Origin of the sequence: Marivita sp., assembly GCF_048006345.1 — a bacterium.
Lineage (GTDB): Bacteria > Pseudomonadota > Alphaproteobacteria > Rhodobacterales > Rhodobacteraceae > Marivita.
Window position 1 is genome coordinate 3,760,287 of sequence record NZ_CP180351.1, and the last position, 18,717, is coordinate 3,779,003.

15 protein-coding genes and 1 pseudogene are annotated in these 18,717 nt (G+C 60.1%); 8 read left to right on the forward strand and 8 right to left on the reverse strand.

All coding sequences use genetic code 11. The features are described from left to right. The first annotated feature begins 47 nt into the window (after window positions 1-47). Window positions 48-914: a MurR/RpiR family transcriptional regulator gene (locus ACMVPR_RS18270; RefSeq protein ID WP_416884030.1), complete on the forward strand. Its 867-nt coding sequence runs from the start codon at window positions 48-50 to the stop codon at window positions 912-914. Between the two features lie 100 nt (window positions 915-1,014). On the opposite strand, the gene ACMVPR_RS18275 is transcribed toward ACMVPR_RS18270, so the two are convergent. From ACMVPR_RS18275 to ACMVPR_RS18305, 7 genes and pseudogenes are all read right to left on the reverse strand, one after another. Further along, window positions 1,015-1,842 carry an EamA family transporter gene (locus ACMVPR_RS18275; RefSeq protein WP_416884031.1) on the reverse strand — a complete coding sequence of 276 codons (828 nt, stop codon included), beginning with the start codon at window positions 1,840-1,842 and terminating at the stop codon, window positions 1,015-1,017. Continuing rightward, window positions 1,839-3,182 (reverse strand): aspartate aminotransferase family protein, encoded by a 1,344-nt coding sequence (locus tag ACMVPR_RS18280; RefSeq protein WP_416884032.1) that lies wholly within the window; start codon window positions 3,180-3,182, stop codon window positions 1,839-1,841. The genes ACMVPR_RS18275 and ACMVPR_RS18280 overlap by 4 nt, the downstream gene beginning before the upstream one ends. Then, window positions 3,182-3,967, reverse strand: a complete 786-nt coding sequence (locus tag ACMVPR_RS18285) for a metallophosphoesterase (protein WP_416884033.1) — start codon at window positions 3,965-3,967, stop codon at window positions 3,182-3,184. The genes ACMVPR_RS18280 and ACMVPR_RS18285 overlap by 1 nt, the downstream gene beginning before the upstream one ends. 5 nt (window positions 3,968-3,972) lie before the next feature. Further along, window positions 3,973-5,412 (reverse strand): phosphonoacetaldehyde dehydrogenase, encoded by a 1,440-nt coding sequence (gene phnY / locus ACMVPR_RS18290; protein ID WP_416884034.1) that lies wholly within the window; start codon window positions 5,410-5,412, stop codon window positions 3,973-3,975. Next, on the reverse strand, window positions 5,409-6,668 hold the full coding sequence (phnA, locus tag ACMVPR_RS18295) for a phosphonoacetate hydrolase (protein WP_416884035.1): 1,260 nt from the start codon (window positions 6,666-6,668) through the stop codon (window positions 5,409-5,411). Before phnA ends, phnY begins: the two co-directional genes overlap by 4 nt. Before the next feature lie 10 nt (window positions 6,669-6,678). Beyond that, a pseudogene (locus ACMVPR_RS18300) lies at window positions 6,679-7,635 on the reverse strand (2-aminoethylphosphonate--pyruvate transaminase); the annotation flags it as partial. 12 nt (window positions 7,636-7,647) lie between these two features. Beyond that, window positions 7,648-7,860, reverse strand: coding sequence for a hypothetical protein (locus tag ACMVPR_RS18305; protein ID WP_416884036.1), 213 nt, complete (start codon window positions 7,858-7,860; stop codon window positions 7,648-7,650). 121 nt (window positions 7,861-7,981) lie between these two features. Between ACMVPR_RS18305 and ACMVPR_RS18310 the strand changes: the two genes are divergently transcribed. The 7 genes from ACMVPR_RS18310 to ACMVPR_RS18340 all read left to right on the forward strand — a co-directional run bounded on the left by ACMVPR_RS18310 (window position 7,982) and on the right by ACMVPR_RS18340 (window position 17,049). Then, a complete protein-coding gene (locus tag ACMVPR_RS18310; protein WP_416884037.1) occupies window positions 7,982-8,857 on the forward strand; it encodes a LysR substrate-binding domain-containing protein in 876 nt (291 codons plus the stop codon). A gap of 98 nt (window positions 8,858-8,955) precedes the next feature. Further along, the gene (locus ACMVPR_RS18315; RefSeq protein WP_416884038.1) at window positions 8,956-10,455 is read left to right on the forward strand and encodes a sulfatase-like hydrolase/transferase; all 1,500 of its coding nucleotides are present in this window, start codon (window positions 8,956-8,958) and stop codon (window positions 10,453-10,455) included. Between the two features lie 236 nt (window positions 10,456-10,691). After that, complete coding sequence (locus ACMVPR_RS18320; protein WP_416884039.1) at window positions 10,692-12,731, forward strand: ABC transporter substrate-binding protein; 2,040 nt, start codon at window positions 10,692-10,694, stop codon at window positions 12,729-12,731. Between the two features lie 119 nt (window positions 12,732-12,850). Continuing rightward, on the forward strand, window positions 12,851-13,855 hold the full coding sequence (locus ACMVPR_RS18325; protein WP_292269316.1) for an ABC transporter permease: 1,005 nt from the start codon (window positions 12,851-12,853) through the stop codon (window positions 13,853-13,855). 4 nt (window positions 13,856-13,859) lie between these two features. Then, complete coding sequence (locus ACMVPR_RS18330; protein WP_416884040.1) at window positions 13,860-15,059, forward strand: ABC transporter permease; 1,200 nt, start codon at window positions 13,860-13,862, stop codon at window positions 15,057-15,059. Continuing rightward, entirely contained in the window at window positions 15,056-16,051 is a 996-nt protein-coding gene (locus tag ACMVPR_RS18335; RefSeq protein ID WP_416884041.1) for an ABC transporter ATP-binding protein, read from the forward strand. Before ACMVPR_RS18330 ends, ACMVPR_RS18335 begins: the two co-directional genes overlap by 4 nt. After that, window positions 16,048-17,049 carry an ABC transporter ATP-binding protein gene (locus ACMVPR_RS18340; RefSeq protein WP_416884042.1) on the forward strand — a complete coding sequence of 334 codons (1,002 nt, stop codon included), beginning with the start codon at window positions 16,048-16,050 and terminating at the stop codon, window positions 17,047-17,049. Before ACMVPR_RS18335 ends, ACMVPR_RS18340 begins: the two co-directional genes overlap by 4 nt. On the opposite strand, the gene ACMVPR_RS18345 is transcribed toward ACMVPR_RS18340, so the two are convergent. Then, complete coding sequence (locus ACMVPR_RS18345; RefSeq protein ID WP_416884043.1) at window positions 17,050-18,660, reverse strand: SGNH hydrolase domain-containing protein; 1,611 nt, start codon at window positions 18,658-18,660, stop codon at window positions 17,050-17,052. Window positions 18,661-18,717: the final 57 nt, after the last annotated feature.

Here is an 18,717-nt window from a genome sequence, read left to right on the forward strand (position 1 = left end):
ACCAAGATGAGTACCAATGTAACGATTGCTACAAAAGGCGTCAGGCGATGGCGAAACACCTTTCGGTCAAGGACAGGCTGCACGATCAGGCTGGTGCTCTGACGCCAGCAGAGCGGCAATTGTCCAGCGTTCTCATGCGCGACTATCCGGTGGGGGGCTTGCAATCCATCACCCGCATTGCCGAGGCGGCGGGTGTGTCGACGCCGACAGTGATCCGGCTGGCGCGCAAGCTGGGCTTCGACGGATTCCCGGAATTGCAGGCGGCCATGCGGGACGAGGCGTCCGAGCAGTTCAAGACACCCATTCGCAAGCGCGAAGGATGGGGCGATACCAAGCCGGGTTCTGCCGCGTTCAAGGCGTTTGCCGAAGCGGTGTTCGACAATCTGAGCCGTACGATTGACCGGCTTGAGCCGGGGACGCTGGATGCCATCGCAGGGGTGCTGGCTGAGCGGCAGCGGCCAGTCTATCTGTCGGGTGGGCGCATCACACGGTCGAATGCGGATTACCTTTACAACCATCTGCAGATCATCCGGCCGGCGGTGACATTGCTGGGCGCGTCGCCGAATGTCTGGCCGCAATACATTCTGGACATGGACCGCGCGTCGGTTCTGATCCTCTTTGACATCCGGCGGTATGAACGGGATCTGGAGCGTCTGGCGGAACTGGCCAAAGAGCGCGGGGCCGAGATCATCCTGTTCACCGACCAGTGGGGGTCACCGATTTCCGGACTAGCGGATCACGTGGTGAACGCGATGATCGAGGTGCCTTCAAGCTGGGATTCGACGCTGGCCATCAACCTGATCATCGAGGCGTTGATCGCCGAGGTGCAGACGCGCGTGTCCGACAGCGCGCGTGCGCGGATCGAGGCGCTGGAGGATATGTTCCGATCCACCCGGATTTTCCGGAAGCCCTGAGCTTTCGTGCCAATGATGCGGTGACGCATCATGGTGTTTCGGTGGACCGAAACATTGGGGCTCTGCCCCAAACCCCGAAGTATTTTCGAACCAGAGAAGATCAGGACAGGGCGAGGATGATGACGCCGATTGCCACAATGCTGGCCGCGACAAGCCTGCGCTTGGCCGGACCTTCGCCGAGCCAATAGACGCCGATCAAAGCGGCGAAGATCACGGATGTTTCGCGCACCGCTGACACGATGCCGATGGGGGCCAGTGTTTTGGCGAAGAGGGCCAGCCCATAGGCGAGGCCGGAGATGACGCCGCCGGACAGTCCAAGGAAAAGCGCGCGTTGGCTGATGTTGCGGGCGCGGTCGAAACGGGAGGCGATGACAAAGACGGCCACGCAAATTTCGGCGGCAAACAGCCAGACGACATAGCCGATGGGTGTGCCAGAGACGCGAATGCCGATGCCATCAACCACCGAATAGGCGGCGATGATGGCAGAGGTGGCAAGTGCCGCTCCGATCCCGCGTTTGTCGGCGTGCCGGATGGCGGCAAGTACCATGATCCCGGCGGATACCGTCAGAATTCCGATCCATGCCCAGAGGGACAGGGCCTCGTCCGCCCAGACCATCGCGCCCAAGGCGACCATCACCGGGGCGGTGCCGCGGGCGATGGGGTAGATCAGGGACAGATCGCCGAAGCGGTAGGAGACATTCAGGAAATAGTAATAGGCCCAGTGGATCACGGTGGAGGCCATGATATAGGGAAACGCCTCGATCGCGGGCATGGGAACGAAGGGCATGAGGGCCAGTGCGGGAAGGCAATGTCCCGCGGCGACCAGCCCAAGCGTGATCGCCCGGTCGGCCGAAGTTTTGACCAGCGCGTTCCAGAGCGCATGGAGCAGCGCGGCGAGAAGGACGATCAGTAGGACGGTTGTGCTCACACAGTGGTCCGGATCGCGTCGATGACGATTGAGAGCGCGGTGTCGAGATCGGCTTGGCTGATGACGAGCGGGGGCGACAGGGTGAGGACGCTGCCTGCGCTGATCTTGAAGCTGAGGCCTTTGTCGAGACAGGCATAGTAGATGCGTTCTGCGCGGTCGGGATCGGGGGTGCGGCTGTCGCGGTCGGTGACGATCTCGACCCCGAACATGAGGCCTCGCCCGCGGATGTCGCCAACATGGGGATGATCGTGAAGCGCGTCCTTCAGGCGGTTCTGTGCATGGGTGCCTAGGGTGGCGGAGCGGTCGACCAGGCCTTCTTCCTCGATGATGTCGAGCGTGGTCAGTGCTGCGCGGGCGGTGACGGGGTTCTTTTCGTGCGTGTAGTGCCCGATGGCGAAGTCGCCGGCGACGTTCAGATCATCGCGCGCAATGATCCCGGCGATGGGGAGCATCCCGCCGCCAAGCGCCTTTCCGAGAACCACGATGTCGGGTTCGATCCCATCATGGTCGAAGGCGAACATGCGGCCTGTCTTGCCAAGGCCCGTCGGGATTTCATCCATGATCAGCAGCGCACCGTGCTTGCGACACGCGGCCTGCACGGCCTGCCAGTAGCCGGGTGGGGGGACGACCGGAACGGCGCGCATCGGTTCGGCGATCACCGCCGCCACATCGCCTTCGCGGGCAAGCGCGTATTCGACCATCTTGGCGCAGGCCAGTGCGCAGGTTTCAGGGCCCGGATGGCCGTAGGCGCAATGGTAGCAATGGAAGGGAGCAACGTGTTCTGCGCCAGGCAGAAGCGGGCCCGCGATGTGGCTGCGGAAGGTGGCTTCGCCCCCGACGCTGGACGCGCCAAAGCCTGCGCCATGGAACGCGTCCCAGAAGCTGATCGTCTTGAACCTGCCCGTGGCGGCGCGGGCAAGGCGTAGCGCGACTTCAACCGCGTCCGATCCGCCGGTGGTGAAAAGAACGCGTTTGAGGGTGCCCGGTGCGATCTGGCCCAGGCGTTCGGCAAGAGTGACCGAGACATCGTTGGTGAAGCGGCGGGGTGAGAAGGGCAGCGCGTCGATCTGGTCTTTCACCGCCTGCACGAGGCGCTGGTGGCCGTAGCCGATATGGTGCACGGAATTGCCGTGGAAATCCATGAAACGACGACCGCTGGTGTCTTCGATCCAGATGCCTTCGGCTTTGGCGATGGTGCTGAGGCAGGGTGAGGACAGTGACTGATGCAGGAAGGCGTTTGCATCGCGCGCCAGCAGGTCGCGCGTTTCGTTATGGGTTTCGCGGGCGGACCAGTCGGCCCGCGCGGCGCTGGTGTTGGCTTCGCCTTCGGTGTGACGCATCAGGCGGGGTCCTCAATGTCTGTCATCTGGATCACCAACCGATCCGGGCCGATCAGGATGACCGCGTATTGGGGGCGTTCCTCGGGTGCTACGAAATTGGACCAGTCCCATGTCTGGTGCGGCGGTCGGGTTTGATGCGCGATGGAGCGGAGCGCGGTAAACGAGACGCGACCTATCACACCGGAGACCGGTCGGTGCACATGGCCGACACAGAGATGTTCGACTTGTGGAGCAGAGGTCAGAAGATCGACAAGAGGCTGGTGGTCCAGCAAGGGCATGTCGTCGAGCAACCCGAGGCCCAATGGGCCGGGTGGGTGGTGTGCAAAGACAAGAACACGTCTGTCACGGGTTTGCTCAAGTTCCGAGGCCAGCCAATCCAGACGGGCGGCATCCATCTGCCCCGCATCGCTGCCCAGCAGGTGCGTGTCGAGGCAGAGCAGGGTCACATTGCCGTCGAGGTCGTGGCGGTATTGGTAGTAGCCCTCCGGCCCCGTTCCGGGTCGGGGCAGCGCCACCATCATGTTCGGGCGATTGTCGTGATTGCCGATCATCGGCAGGAACGGCACGCGCAGCGCTGACAGTGCGGTGCTCAGTGCCGTGTATTCCTCCGCCGTTCCGGTATCACACAGATCGCCGGATGCGACGCAGCACAACGCGTCGGCATGATGCGCATTCACCTGTTCGACCACCTGATGCAGCCGCGCGCGGCTGTTCACGCCTTCGACCTGCCCAGAGACCGTCTGGTGCAGGTCGGAGATCCAGACGATCTTATGGGTAAAGGGCATGTGCGTCAGGGCCAGGGCAGGGAGTAGGTTTTGACGTTGGTGAAGAACTTCATCGCCTCGATCACGCCTTCCTTTACGCCATTGCCGCTGTCCTTGATGCCGCCGAAGGGGGACATCTCGATCCGGTAGCCCGGCTGTTCCCAGATGTTGCAGGTGCCGACGTTCAGACCGTTGATATAGGCAATCGCGCGGTTCAGGTCGTTCGTGCAAACACCCGAGGACAGGCCGAAATCGGTGCTGTTGGAGATGCGCATGACCTCTTCGTCGTTGTCGGGGACGCGGACGATTGGGATGATCGGGCCGAAGGTTTCCTCCATCACCAGTTCGCTGTCATGAGGCACATGATCAACGACGATGGGGGGTAGGAGTGCGCCTTTTCGACCGGGATCGTAGAGCACCTTGGCACCTTGGTCGACGGCCATGTAGACGCGCTTTTCAAAGAGTTCGGCGGCCTGGGCATGGATCACGCAGCCGAGCTCAGTTTCCGGATCCTGCGGATCGCCGAATTTGATCTTCTTGGCTTTCTCAACCACCAGCGGCACGAATTTGTCGGCAACGCTTTCCTGCAAGAGAATGCGCTTGATCGCGGTGCAGCGCTGGCCTGAGTTGCCAGTGGCCCCCGCGACGGCAATGGTCGCGGCCTTGTCGAGATCGGCATCGCTCAGGTCGTTGCAGACGATCAGGGGATCATTGCCGCCGAGTTCCAGTGCTGTGCGCTTGTAGCCCGCTTTGGAGGCGATGAGTTTGCCGACAGGAACACCGCCGGTGAAGGTGATGATGTCGATATTAGGGTTCGTCACCATCTCGTCGCCGATATCGGCTGGCATACCAGTGACCACCTGGAACATTTCGGGCGGCAGGCCTGCTTCGTAGAGAATATCGGCCAAGGTCAGCGCCGTGAGTGGAGTCAACTCCGTCGGCTTGCACACCATGCAGTTGTTGGTGGCAATCGACGGCGCGATCTTGTGGCTGACCATGTTCAGCGGGTGGTTGAACGGGGTGATCGCGCTGATGGCGCGGACGGGTTCGCGCATGGTGAAGATCTTGCGCGCCTTGCCGTTGTGGGTGAGGTCGCAAGAGAAAATCTCGCCATCGTCCTTGAGCGCCTCGGCGGCGGCGAATTGGTAGACGTCCTGCGCGCGTTTGGTCTCGTAGATCGAGTGCTGGTGGCAGATGCCCAATTCCAGCGTCAGCCATTTGGCAAGGTAGTCGCGGCGTTCGCCGATCAGTTGCCCGGCGCGTTGCAGGATCTGGCTGCGCTCGTAGCGGGTGAGCTTCGGTTTGTAGTTCGCGGCAATCTCGAACGCGCGGCGGGCGTGTTCGGCGGTGCCCATGGGGACGGTGCCGATCACCTCGTCGGTGTAGGGATAACGCACCTCAAGCCGCGCCTCGGTGTCGACCTTTTCCCCACCGATGCGCATCTGTTCGTGACGGATTTCGGTCATGCGGGCACCTCTTCGAGCGCGGCGGCGGTGGTTGCGTAGAAAAACGCATCGAAGTTGCGCAGGGTCGGTGCGTTGGGCAGGTCGATGACCCGGTTCACGATGAACGGCACTTCCTGTTCGGTCAGCCCGCCATGGCTGCGCAGCGGTTCCTTGAGCGCGGCAAGGTCGTGGCGGTAGGCGCTGGTGCCGATGGTCATGTTCTCGGTCGAGATCATGACGATGTCGCCGATGCGATCTGCGGGGAGTTCGTATTTCTGGACCGCTGTGGCCTTGTCCACAACTTCGAGCATCTCCGGCAAAGCGCGCAGGCGGGCGATGATGTCAGCCTGATCTGCGCCCGAAGGCAGGTAGGCGGTGGCAAACGACCCCAGCGCGCCGTGGTGCACGACGTAAGGGTCTGTGATCGGCAGGATCACGCGAGCGGCCGCCTCGCCCAGCCATTCGTCGAGCAGATCCTGAACGTAGATCACCGCCGGGTCGCCGTTGGCGTCATGCTTGGGCTTCATGCCGTGGTCGGCGGTGACGACGATGGCGGCACCCATGGCGTCAAGCTCTGTCAGGTAGCGGTCGAACATCGCGTAGAAGTCTTTGGCACCCTGTTCATCAGGGGCGAACTTGTGCTGGATGTAGTCGGTTGTGGAGAGGTACATCACGTCCGGTTTCCACTCTTTCAGCAGCTTTACGCCAGCGGCGAAGACGAATTCCGACAGGTCAGCGGAGTATACTTCGGGCACCGGCATACCAAGCCAGTCGGACGCCTTATCGATGCCATGTTCCGCTTTGGTCGTGTCACCCGAGCGTTCGGACGAAAACGCGATGGCGCGGTCTTCGTCGAATTTGAGGCCAGCGCCGAGCAACGCACGCAGTTTGTCCTTGGCGGTGACAACGGCGACCCGCGCACCTGCTTCGTAGAACTTGGAGAACACGGTGGGCGCGCGCAGAAAGCGGACGTCGTTCATCATCACTTCCTGGCCGGTTTCCGGCTCGTAAAGGAAGTTGCCGCAGATGCCGTGCACCGCAGGCGGACGGCCCGTCGCGATGCTCATGTTGTTGGGGTTGGTGAAGGAGGGGATCACCGAATGAGCCAGCCGGTCTGTCCCGGTTTCGCGGATGCGCTTGAGCGTCGGCATCAGCCCTTCGGCGATGGCCACTTCAAGGTATTCGGGTTCGCAGCCATCCAGACAGATCGCAATCGCGCAGGTCTTGGGCGCGGGGTAAGTGCGGTCATTGGCGACCACGGGGTTCTTAATCGGCATATCTCTTCCTTCAGGCGGCGAGTTTCTTGCGTTCTTCCAAAGCGGCGGCGGGCGGGGTCGCGCTGCTTACGTTCATGTCGGTCAGGGCGTCGCGGGCGGCGTCCACCACGCGGCGCATCACGTGTTCGTCCATCTGCCCGATCACCCCGATGCGGAAGCTGTCCACGACGGTCAGCTTGCCGGGATAGATGATGAACCCACGTGCTTTCATGGCGTCATAAAAGCCTTGAAAGGTAAAGTTCGGATCGGCAGGGCAGAAGAAGGTCACGATGATCGGGCTGAGCCAGCGGTCGGCGAGCAGGGTCTCGAACCCCAGATCACGCATGCCCTGCACCATCACATCGCGGTTGCGGGTGTAGCGTGCGCCACGGGCGGGCACACCGCCTTCGGCCTCGTGCAGGTCGAGCGCCTTGAGGAAGGCCGCAACCACATGGGTCGGGGGCGTAAAGCGCCACTGGCCGGTTTTCTCCATCGTCGCCCATTGTGCATGTACGTCGAGCGACAGGGAATGGGAGTTGCCTTTCGACGCCTCGATCTCGTCCTTGCGGGCGATGACAAAGCCGAAACCGGGGACACCTTCGATACATTTGTTGGCCGACGACACAAAGGCGGTGCAGTTGAGTTTGACCGGGTCGAGCGGCAGAGCACCGAAGGCTGACATGCTGTCGATCAGGAGCTTGCGCCCTGCGGCTTTGGTTGCTTCGGCAATCTCTTCGACCGGGTTCTGAATACCGCTGGAGGTTTCGCAATGGATCGCCAGCACATGGGTGATGGCCGGATCATTGGCGAGGATGGCTGCAACCTCGTCTCCGCGCGGTGGTAGATAGTCGCCCTTGTCGAGCAGGTGGCAGGCACGACCGAGATAGCCCAGCGTTTGCGCGGCGCGCAGGCCGTATGCGCCGTTGGCCAGCACCAGCACCTTGCCATCACGGGGAACAAAGCTGCCCAGCATCGCTTCAACGCAATAACTGCCCGACCCTTAAATCGGCACGCAGTCGTAGGAGTCTTTACCGTCGCCGATCAGTGCCAGAAGACGGGACCTGACAGCACGGGTCATTGCGCGGAAATCATCGTCCCAACTGCCCCAATCCTTGAGCATCGCCTGTTTCACAGAATAGGCCGTGGTGAGCGGGCCGGGGGTCAGAAGGTAGGGTTCCCCGAGTTCCGGGGCAGGCAGCGGTGTGGCAGACATGGCGTGGTTCCAAAGCTGATCTGGTCTTGGATATGCGGTTTGGTCAGGCATATGTAAAATCTTTGTTCTCTATTGATTGATAGGTTAAGGTTATGACAGTTTCACAAAGCCCGGAGACCGGATGCGCTACAGCCAGTTACGTGCGTTTCACCATGTCGCCCTGCATGGGGGGTTTTCCCGCGCCGCACGCGCGCTCAACATTTCGCAGCCGTCTGTGTCGGATCAGGTGCGCCAGCTTGAGCAGCGGCATGATGTTCTTCTGTTCACGCGGGAGGCGCGACAGGTGCGGATGACCGATGCCGGTGAGGCGCTGTTCCGTCTGACGAGCGAAATGTTCGAGGTCGAAGAGAGGATCAGTTCCTTGTTCGACGAGAGTCGGACCGCCTTGTCTGGGCATCTTCGGATCATGGCGGATTCCGCCATGCACATCACAGATGCGGTGCGCCGGTTCAGAGAGGCCAGCCCGGATGTCTTTGTCACCATCCGCACGGGAAATACCGAGGATTTGCTGCGCAGATTGCGGAATTATGAGGCAGAGATCGGCGTCGTGGGCAATTCGATTTCCGCGCCGGATCTGGACAGTATCGACCTTGGGCGCACGCCGATCCTGGCGCTTGTGGCCAAGGGGTATCTGCCACAGGGCACCCGTAAACTGAAGTTCCGCGATCTGGTCCGACATCCTTTGATCTACCGCGAAATCGGGTCTCGGACGCGGGCACAGGTCGAGGAAGAGGCGGACCGGCTGAAGCTGGCTTTGACCCCTTCGATCGAGGTCGAGGGACGTGAAGCGATGCGCGAGGTGGTGGCTTCTGGGGCCGGGATCGGGTTCATCAGCGAAGCGGAGTTCGGACATGATCGGCGGCTGAAAGCCATTCCGTTCGAGGATGTGGACATCGGCATGTCGGAATCGCTGGTCACCCTGTCTGCCCGCCGTGATGTGCCTTTGATCCGGGGTTTCGTGAAAGCGGTGCAAAAGTCCCTGAACTCCGGGGGCTGAAACTTCGATCTATAGGCTGTACCTATGGGCCTATACAATTCACTTGTCTTTACATATGGCCGTCGCTCGGCATGATCGGGGCCAGCCTGGGAAATGCCGTGTCAAAAAAAACGCCGAATACGCTGTTCATCGTGATCGACCAATTGCGCGCGGACTGCGTGTTTGGTGCACTTAAGTCATCGCTCGATCTTCCGAACATTCGCGCGCTTGCATCCGACGCGGTGTCCTTCCGCAACCACTACTCTGTGACGTCGCCCTGTGGGCCGTCGCGGGTGTCGCTCTTGACGGCGCAGTATGCGTCAAACCACGGGGCCACGCGCAATGGCACGCCGCTCAAGCGGGACGTTCCCAACCTTGCGACGGTCACACGAGACGCCGGGTTTGATCCGCTGCTGTTCGGCTACACCGACACTTCGCAGGACCCCCGGTTCCTGCCACCGGACGATCCGCGCCTCTTTTCCTACGAAGAGCTTGCTCCCGGATTCAACGAGATCGTGCGCATGCGGCTGGAAGGAGATTCCAGCGCTTGGGAAGACCATCTGCGCGCGCATGGGTATGATGTGCCTGCCTATCCTGACATGTACCGCCCTAGAGGCGATACACCGGATTCGCCTGCACTTTATGCTGCCGAGCATAGCGATACAGCTTATCTGACGGACCGCGTGATCGAGGATTTGGGTCAGCGCCCGCAAGGGTGGTTCGGGCTTGTGACCTATATCCGGCCGCACCCGCCATTTGTGGCGCCAGCGCCCTATAACGATATGTACGATGCGGCCGACATGCCGCCTGCCAAAGCGACAGATGACCCGGATTGGCACCCGTACGTGGCAACGGCGCGGCGCAAGGCCAATGTGGCCTCCACGGTGATCGGCTTCCCGGACCTTAAGGCTTCGGATGCGACAACGCGGATGATCCGCAAGCTCTATTTCGGACTGGCGACGGAGGTGGATCATCACATCGGGCGGTTGATCGACTGGCTGAAGCAGAGCGGGCAGTATGACGACACGCTGATCGTACTGACTGCCGATCATGGCGAGATGCTTGGCGATTACGGGTTGTGGGGCAAGTTGACCTTTCACGATGCCGCGTTCCATGTCCCGCTGATCATCCGGCAGCCGCACGCTGCTGTGCGTGGGATTACGGTGACAGAGCCGACCGAATCCATTGATGTCACCCCGACAATTCTTGATTGCCTCGGTTTGGACATCCCCCATTCCATGGACGGAAAAAGCCTGATGCCCTTTCTGGACGGAGCGACCCCGAAGGATTGGCGAAAGGTGACGGTGTCCGAGTTGGACTTTGGCGATCCGATCTCTCCGACGCTTTGGCAGACGGACCATGGCCTGTCGATAGACGCCGCGAATCTTGCCGTGCTGCGTCGCGGTCCAATGCGATTCGTACAATTCGCCGGGGCGCTTCCGCCGATCCTGTTGGATGCTTCCAACGGCATCGAAAGTCGGAATCTGGCAAAAAATTCGGCACATGTGCAGACAATGCTTGATTTGATGCAGGATATGCTTTGCCATCGAATGGTTAACACTGACGGTACGTTTTCGAGAACGCTGATTACGGATGACGGCGTGAAAGTGGCCTCATGATTTCCAACGATCTGGCCCTGTCACGCATATGTCATGGTTGCCAGAGATATAAAGCCCGGCTGTTTCGACCGGGTTGACCACGAGAAGGAGGCGTAGCGCCAAAGTTCTGATCCGACCGCGCAAGCATCTGCCGATCCGCCGCGCGATCTACGGAAGCCCGAAATGACCGGACACCGCATGTACCGGGAAAAAGGGGGAACAGCCCCCGTCACCACTTGGAACCAACAGGAGAGAAAATGAAACGACTTCTACTTTCAGGCGTGGCCTTGATTGCCCTGCCGGCAGCGGCCTATGCCAACTGTCCGGCAGTCACAGTCGCAGACCCTATGGGTGTCGCCGCCGGTGAATTCCCGCAGCAATACGAACTGAGCGCTTTTCAGGAAGCGGCGGGCTGCTCCATGGAGTTCAAGGCGAACCCGGAAATCGAAGCGTTGAACGCTCAGATCAAGGGCAACCCGGACCTGCCGCCGCTGGCAGAGCGCCTTCCGTCGGAACCTCTGGTTGTCGTTCCCTATGACAGCATCGGTCAGTACGGTGGCGAACTGAACGCTTTGTCCAACGCGACAGAAGCGGGCACATCCGACTTCCTGTCGGTGCGTCACGTCAACCTCGTACGCTATTCCGATGATCTTCAGACCATCGTTCCGAACATCGCCAAGTCGTGGTCCTGGAACGACGATTACACCCAGCTGACATTCACGCTGCGCGAAGGCCACAAGTGGTCTGATGGCGCGCCGTTTACCTCGGCGGACGTGAAGTTCTGGCATGACAACATCATGCTCGACACCAATATCTTCGAGCAGGTGCGCGACTACGTCACCGTTGGTGGAGCGACCATGACGGTCGACACGCCGGACGATGTGACGGTGATCTTCAATCTGCCCGCGCCGAAGCCCGGTCTGCTGACCCACTTCGCGACATCTTATGCGCAGGGCTTCCAGCCCAAGCATTTCCTTGGCCAGTTCCACCCGGACATCAACCCGGACGCCGACAGCTATGCGCAGTCGCTGGGCTTTGAGAATGGCTACGACGCGATCCTTGCCTACTACGGAAACTCGGACTGGACGGACACACCGTCGCCGATGCTGTCGCGTGCCGACATCGTTGACGGCCTGCCTAAGGCGACCGTGCCGACGCTGGAATCGCACATCTACATCACCGACACGACAGAAGGCCGGAAACTGGTTGCGAACCCCTATTTCCACCAGGTCGACACGACCGGTCAGCAGCTTCCCTACATCTCGACGCAGGACGAGCTGTACATCAACGACAACGAAGTGCGGATCCTCAAGCTGGTGAACGGCGAAGTGGATTACAAATCGCAGTCCGTGCGTCTTGAATCCGCGCCGCTGCTTCTGGAAAACCAGGAGAAGGGCAACTACTCGATCCAGCTCAAGCCGACGGTCGGCATGCCGGCGTTCAGCTTCAACTTCACCATCGAAGACGAAGCCAAGCGCGCGCTCTACAACGACATCCGCTTCCGCGAAGCCATGTCGATCGCCATCAACCGCGACGAGCTGAACGAAATTGCGTATTTCGGTCAGGGTACACCGAGCCAGATCGCGCCGTTCAACCCGGCACCGGATTTCGTTGATCCGAGCTGGGAAAGCTACAAGGCCGAGTTCGATCCGGACACCGCCAAGGCGCTGCTGGACGAGATCGGCATGGTCGACACCGATGGTGACGGCTTCCGCGAGTTGCCGAATGGCGAGAAGATCACTCTGAACATGCAATTCTCGACGCAAGGCATCGCCGGTGCGGTTGTGGAACTCGTTGGTCAGAACTGGGCCGATGTGGGCGTCCAGACGCAGGTCAAGGAAGTGACGCCGGATGAATATCGCTCTGCACAATCCTCCAACAATCTTGATGTGGGTCTGTGGCAGTACGGTGCACCACTGGCGATTCACCTTGGCCTCAACAGCTTCTTCCGTCCGCCGTTCGGAACGTATTTCGAACACCGCACCGGGATGCTTTGGGCGGAATGGCTCGACACGAATGGCGCGTCTGGCGTTGAGCCGCCGGAATGGGCCAAGAAACTGGCTGCCGATATCGACGCGTTCCAGTCGGCAGTGCCGGGTACTGACGCATCCAACGAGTTGGGCGCAGGTCTGGTCGAGAACTTCGTGAGCAACCTGGTCATGATCGGTACGGTGAAGGCGCCGGAACCGATCTATGCCAGCAAGAACCTCAAGAACTTCACCGAGTTCAAGACATGGTCCTATGAATACTACCGGACCTATCCGTACCGCGCGACACAGTGGTGGCTGGACGAATAAGGTCGGTTGATCTTGATGCGGGCGGCCCATGTCGCCCGCATCCTTTCTCAAGAACGACGGCAGTCTGACCGACACACCGGATCAACCGGGGGCGCAGACGCCATGCAGGGGCATGCTTCATGTTGAATTTTGCGCGCTTTGTGGTGACACGCGCCGTGCTTGCGATGATCACGTTGATCATTGTGTCACTGGTCGTGTTCTCGCTCATGGAGCTGGTGCCGGGCGATTGCGCGGAGCGATACCTCGCCTTCAAGAACACCCAAGGGTCCGGGATTTCCGCCGCCGATATCGAGAACGAACGCATCCGTCTTGGTCTAGACCGCCCCTTCCTCGAACGCTGGGGAAAATGGATCGTCAATGCATTCCAAGGCGAATTCGGCGACAGCTGTATCCTGCGCGTGGATATCGCCCAGCTGCTTGGTGACAAGTTCTGGATCTCGCTGGGGCTGTGTCTTGCGTCGCTGCTGTTGGCCTATTCAATCGCCTTGCCTGTCGGCATCATTGCTGCTGCGTCTGACAATGCGATCCTGAACAACTCGCTGCGCCTGTTCAGCTATCTAGGCCTTGCGATGCCGAACTTCCTGCTCGCGCTGATGATCATGTTGTTCTCGACCGTCTACTTCGGGGACACGTTGACGGGGCTTTTTTCCGCCGAATACAGGGACGCACCATGGAGCGTGGATCGGGTGCTGGACCTTCTGAGCAACGCATGGTTGCCCATTTTCATCCTCGGCTGGTCGGCCACCGCTTTTGCTTTGCAGACAGTGCGCGCGTTGATGTCCGACGAGATCGGCAAGCTTTATGTCACCGCCGCTTCGGCGCGGGGGGTACACGGGCGCAAACTGCTATGGAACTATCCGGCACGTCACGCGCTGGGGCCGATCGTCAACAGCCTTGGCTTTGACCTCAACCGTATCTTTAACGAATTGCCCATTGTGGCGCTGATCCTGACGCTGACGGAAGCTGGGTCGCTATTGATCGAGGCACTGGCGCGGTCGAACGACCAGCAATTGGCCGGTGCCATCATCTTCCTTCTCACCGCGTCCATCGTGACGCTCAATTTCCTGACGGACGTGTTGCTGGCGGTGCTTGACCCGCGCGTCCGCAAGAGCATCGTGAGGTGACGCCATGACGACGACACCCGATCCCATGAAGCCCAATCTGGCGCAGACCACCGGTCCGCATGTCCAGGTGGTGGAAACCGACGCGGCGGTCGAACGCCGGTCGAAAGAGGCCTATTTCACCGCATCGCAGGGCCAGCTGATCTGGGCACGGTTCAAGAAACAGCGCGCTGCGATGATCGCGGCAAGTGTTCTGTTGTTCCTGGTCCTGTCGGGGATTTTTGCGCCGTTCCTGTCGCCCTACAATCCGACGATTGCGGGCAAGAACGATGAATACACCAACGGCGCGCCGCAGATCCCGATGTTCTGCGATGTGAACGGCTGTTCTCTGCGCCCCTTTGTTCATGCGGTTGAACGCGAACGGTCGATGGCGACGAATTTCCGCTGGGTGACGACGATCAATGAAGATGAACGCCACTACATCTATTTCTTCGTCGAAGGGTGGGAGTACAAGCTGTTCGGCTTTATCCCGATGGACACACATCTGTTCGGAGCGCCGGACGGATTCGTGCATGTCTTCGGCACGGATGATGCGGGCAAGGACATCTTTTCGCGCACCTTCCATGCCATTTGGACCTCGTTGCAGGTGGGCACCATCGGGGTTCTGATCGCCTTTGTGCTGGCGCTCGTGATTGGGGGGATATCGGGGTATTACGGCGGGTGGATCGACTCTGTCTTGCAGATGATCACCGATGCGGTGCGCACGGTGCCTGCCATTCCGCTCTTCATGGCGGTGGCGGCGTTCATGCCACCCGAGCTATCCGCCGAAGAACGGTTCTTCTACATCTCGCTCATCCTCGGCCTGATCGGATGGCCCACACTGGCGCGCCGGGTGCGGACGCACCTGTTGACCGAGCGGAACCAGGAATACGTGCTGGCGGCACAGTTGTGCGGGGCGTCCTCGGGACACGTGATCCGGCGGCACCTGCTGCCCAGTTTCACCAGTTACATCATCGTCGATCTGGTGATCTCGTTCCCCTACATGGTGTTGTCGGAAACCGCGCTTTCTTTCATCGGTCTTGGCCTGAAGGATCCGGTGAACAGTCTCGGCGTCATGCTTCAGAACGTGACGAGTGCCGATGTGCTTCTCAACTATCAATGGTATTTCATTCCGGTAATCTTTTTCATCGCACTGGTGATGGCGTTCGTGTTTGTCGGTGACGGCTTGCGCGACGCGGCAGACCCCTATTCGGACAATAACAAATGACGGCCCTGATCGACGTACAGAACCTGACACTCAAGTTCCGCACCGATGAGGGGCTGATCACCGCTGTCGACAATGTCAGTTTCTCGCTCAACAAGGGCGAGGTGATGGGACTTGTCGGCGAGTCGGGGTCAGGCAAGTCGGTGACGGCCAAGGCGCTGATGCATCTGAATGCGCGCAACGCTGTCTACACGCCTGAAAGCAAGATCACCCTGCACACTGACAAGGGGCCGGTGGACGTGTTGTCCCTGCGCACCCCGCGCGAGTTGAACATTGTACGCGGTGGGGCGGTTTCCATGATCTTTCAGGAACCGATGGCCAGCTTTGCGCCCGCGATCACCATCGGCAAGCAGATGGTTGAGCAGCTTCAACTGCATGGCGATTATACGTGGGACTCTGCGAAGCGCTGGTCGATCGAGATGCTGGACCGGGTTGGCATCTCTGACGCCGCCAAGCGGTTTGACCAATACGCGTTCGAACTGTCTGGCGGCATGCGTCAGCGTGCGATGATCGCAATGGCCCTGTCGACGCAGCCCAAGCTGCTCATCGCGGATGAGCCGACAACGGCGCTGGATGTGACCATTCAGGCGCAGGTGATCGACCTGATGAAAGACCTCGTGGCCGAGTTTCAGATGGGGATCGTGTTCATCACACATGACCTTGGTGTGGTGGCGCAGACGGCCGACAAGGTGAACGTCATGTATCTGGGTCGCATGATCGAAGAGGGCCCGGTGCGCGAGGTCATTCGCAACCCGAAACACCCCTACACCCAAGGGTTGCTTGCGGCCCTGCCTAAGCTGGACGATCTGGATTCGCCCCTGACGCCGGTGCCCGGTGACATCCCGTCACCGCTTGAACGCCCCACGGGGTGTGTGTTCCACACCCGCTGTTCCAAAGTTGTGGGTGATGTCTGCAAGACCGCCGATCCGAAGGACCGTCAGATCGACGCGACCCACAAGGTGGCCTGCCATATCTACGACGAGGTGCCGGCATGAGCGACGTTCTGATCCGTGCCAAAGGGCTGTCTGTCGGTTTTCCTATCGGAGGAGGATTGTTGAACAAGCAGATCCTCAAGGCGGTCGACAATGTATCCCTCGAGATCCAGAAGGGATCGTTTTTCGGACTGGTTGGCGAAAGCGGCTCTGGCAAGACAACGCTTGGACGCGCGCTGCTCAAAGCGGCACCGATCACGGCAGGCGGGGCGCATTACAGTGATGGCGAGGTGGACTATGACCTCGAGAAGATCACGAAAGACCAACTCAAGGATTACCGCAAACGCGCGCAGCTGATCTTTCAGGACCCCTACGCCGCGCTCAGCCCGCGGATGACGGTGCGCGACATCATCGCGGAACCGCTTGAGGTGATGAAGCTGACGAAGAACCGGCAGGACACCGATGCCCGCGTGCGCGAGATCGCGGCAAAGTGCCGGTTGAACCTTGAACACCTGCGCCGCTTTCCGCACGCGTTTTCCGGCGGTCAGCGCCAGCGCATCTCGATTGCCCGCGCGCTGGTGTCAGCGCCCAAGTTCATCGTGGCAGACGAAAGCGTTGCGGCTTTGGATGTGTCGATTCAGGCGGATGTGCTGAACCTGCTCAAGCAGATCCAGTCCGATATGGGGCTCACCTTCCTGTTCATCAGCCACGACCTGTCCGTCGTTGCGCATACCTGCGATCACGTTGCGGTCATGTATCTGGGCCGACTGGTGGAAACGGCGCCGACGCGCAAACTTTTCGCGGCTCCCCGTCATCCGTACACCAAGGCGCTCTTTTCGGCGATCCCTTCGCTTGACCCGGATGACCGGGGATCCGCGCAGAAGCTGAAGGGGGAAATCCCGTCACCGACCAATCAGCCGTCGGGCTGCAAGTTCCACACGCGCTGTCCATTCGTCTTGGACCATTGCAAGCAGGTCGAACCCAAGCTGGAAACGGATGGCACGGGACATGATGTGGCGTGCCATCGCTGGAAAGAGCTGATGGCACCACAGGCCGCGTGATCAGCTGTCGAGGCTTCGTCGCAATGGCGCGTGTGTCAGTGCACGTCTGAGATCAGCCGCCAAAATCGATGCCAGTGCCAATGCACCGCTTTGGCTAAGCCGTGTGGAGGTGATGTAGTCGCTGGACAAGCCGCCCCGAGCTTCGCATCTCGTGCTCGAACAGAATGCATCCCAGGTGTCCACATAGACCACTTGACCGTTCGCCGCGAACTGCTGGAACAAGCTGTCGATTGGCTTGTGGCGTTCGGTAACATCGTCGAGGGAAATCACGGTCGACAGCTTTGGCATCCCGAAATACATGCCGACACCAGGAAGGCTGGCGCGCGCAGCGATTTCGGCGTCAAACCGGGGATGTGATGGCACCTGCCGGACTACGGATACCCGGACTCCCCGTTCCGAAAGTGACTTCACTGTGGTTCGAGCCGCTTCCGCGACATAGTCGGCCTGCCGCGTCACGTCGAAGGGACTTCCGTCCATTGGGCCAAGGCGGACCTTGGGACGGTTGAACAGCTCGGCATCCGTCACTTCAAGATAATAGGCCCAATCGGCAACAAGCGTGACCTGTCGAATGCTTTTCAGATGCGCAAGCGCCTGAACCACTTGGGCTGATTGCTGGTCGCAGTCCTGACCGGAAATGTCAGTGCTTGCCGACAGGCGGGTTTGAAGGCCATCGAGGGGGACGCAATTCGAGTGCGAGATCATCAAAGTCGGAACATTCGCACGCCGCGCAGCCTCGGCAAAGCCAACCCGCAGCGTATCCAATTGGTGATCGCCCCAAACAAGAACCTGCGGTGGTCCATCAGGTCCAAGCCTGCACACCTCAAGGCCGGCCAAAGGACCGTCCGTTGCCCTTGGACAGGCAAACGCGGGTTCGCTGTTGTCCAATGCGTGAATATACGCTTGCGCGCTGTCTGGGAAACGCACTTGCAGCCCTTGTGTCGCCAGACCGATCAGGCCGTTGATAAACAGCACCGCAGCCACAACGCCGCTTATCACGAATTGGTTCGTTCCTTGTCGCTGTTCGAAATGTTGCCAGATCGTCCAGGAAAAGATCGAGAACAGAAGGCAAGGCACGATCAACGCGAGGAAATTCGTATGCGATTGTCCCGAAATACTAAGAGCCGCATTCAGATGTGTCAGGGGCACCGCCCAAAGAAAGGTGTGCAGCACCATTCCGAACCAGCGGCGGCGCATTTCCGACATTTCAGCTACGGAGGCGCGGGGACGACTGCCGAGATACAGGAGGCCAAGACCCATGGCGATCAGGGCGCGCGCCAGAAGCGTGTCGCCTGCAACCGTGATGACAAGAACGCCTACCAGCACACTGATCACCGCGATCAGCGTGGCATATTCAAGCACGCGAAATCTGTTTCCAAGGATGAAAGGGATTGCGCCGAACAGGAACGCCCACAAGCCTCCGATTGGCAGGATTTGAACCACCGGCGTGTCGATCAGCGACAGGATCAACGATATCCCTGCAAGAACGGAAAGGATTGTCAGAAGACGTGTCGGGTTATTTGAAAACCACCAGTACAGCAGGCTGAGAATGACACCGCACTGCGCGATCAGGGCCGGTATCCAGAGGTGGTCAAAAAGACCGTCAAACCGCATGCCCGTCCCTACGGGAAAAAAGGCCTGGCCAAAGTTTGTGGTAAATGTTGCAGCCAT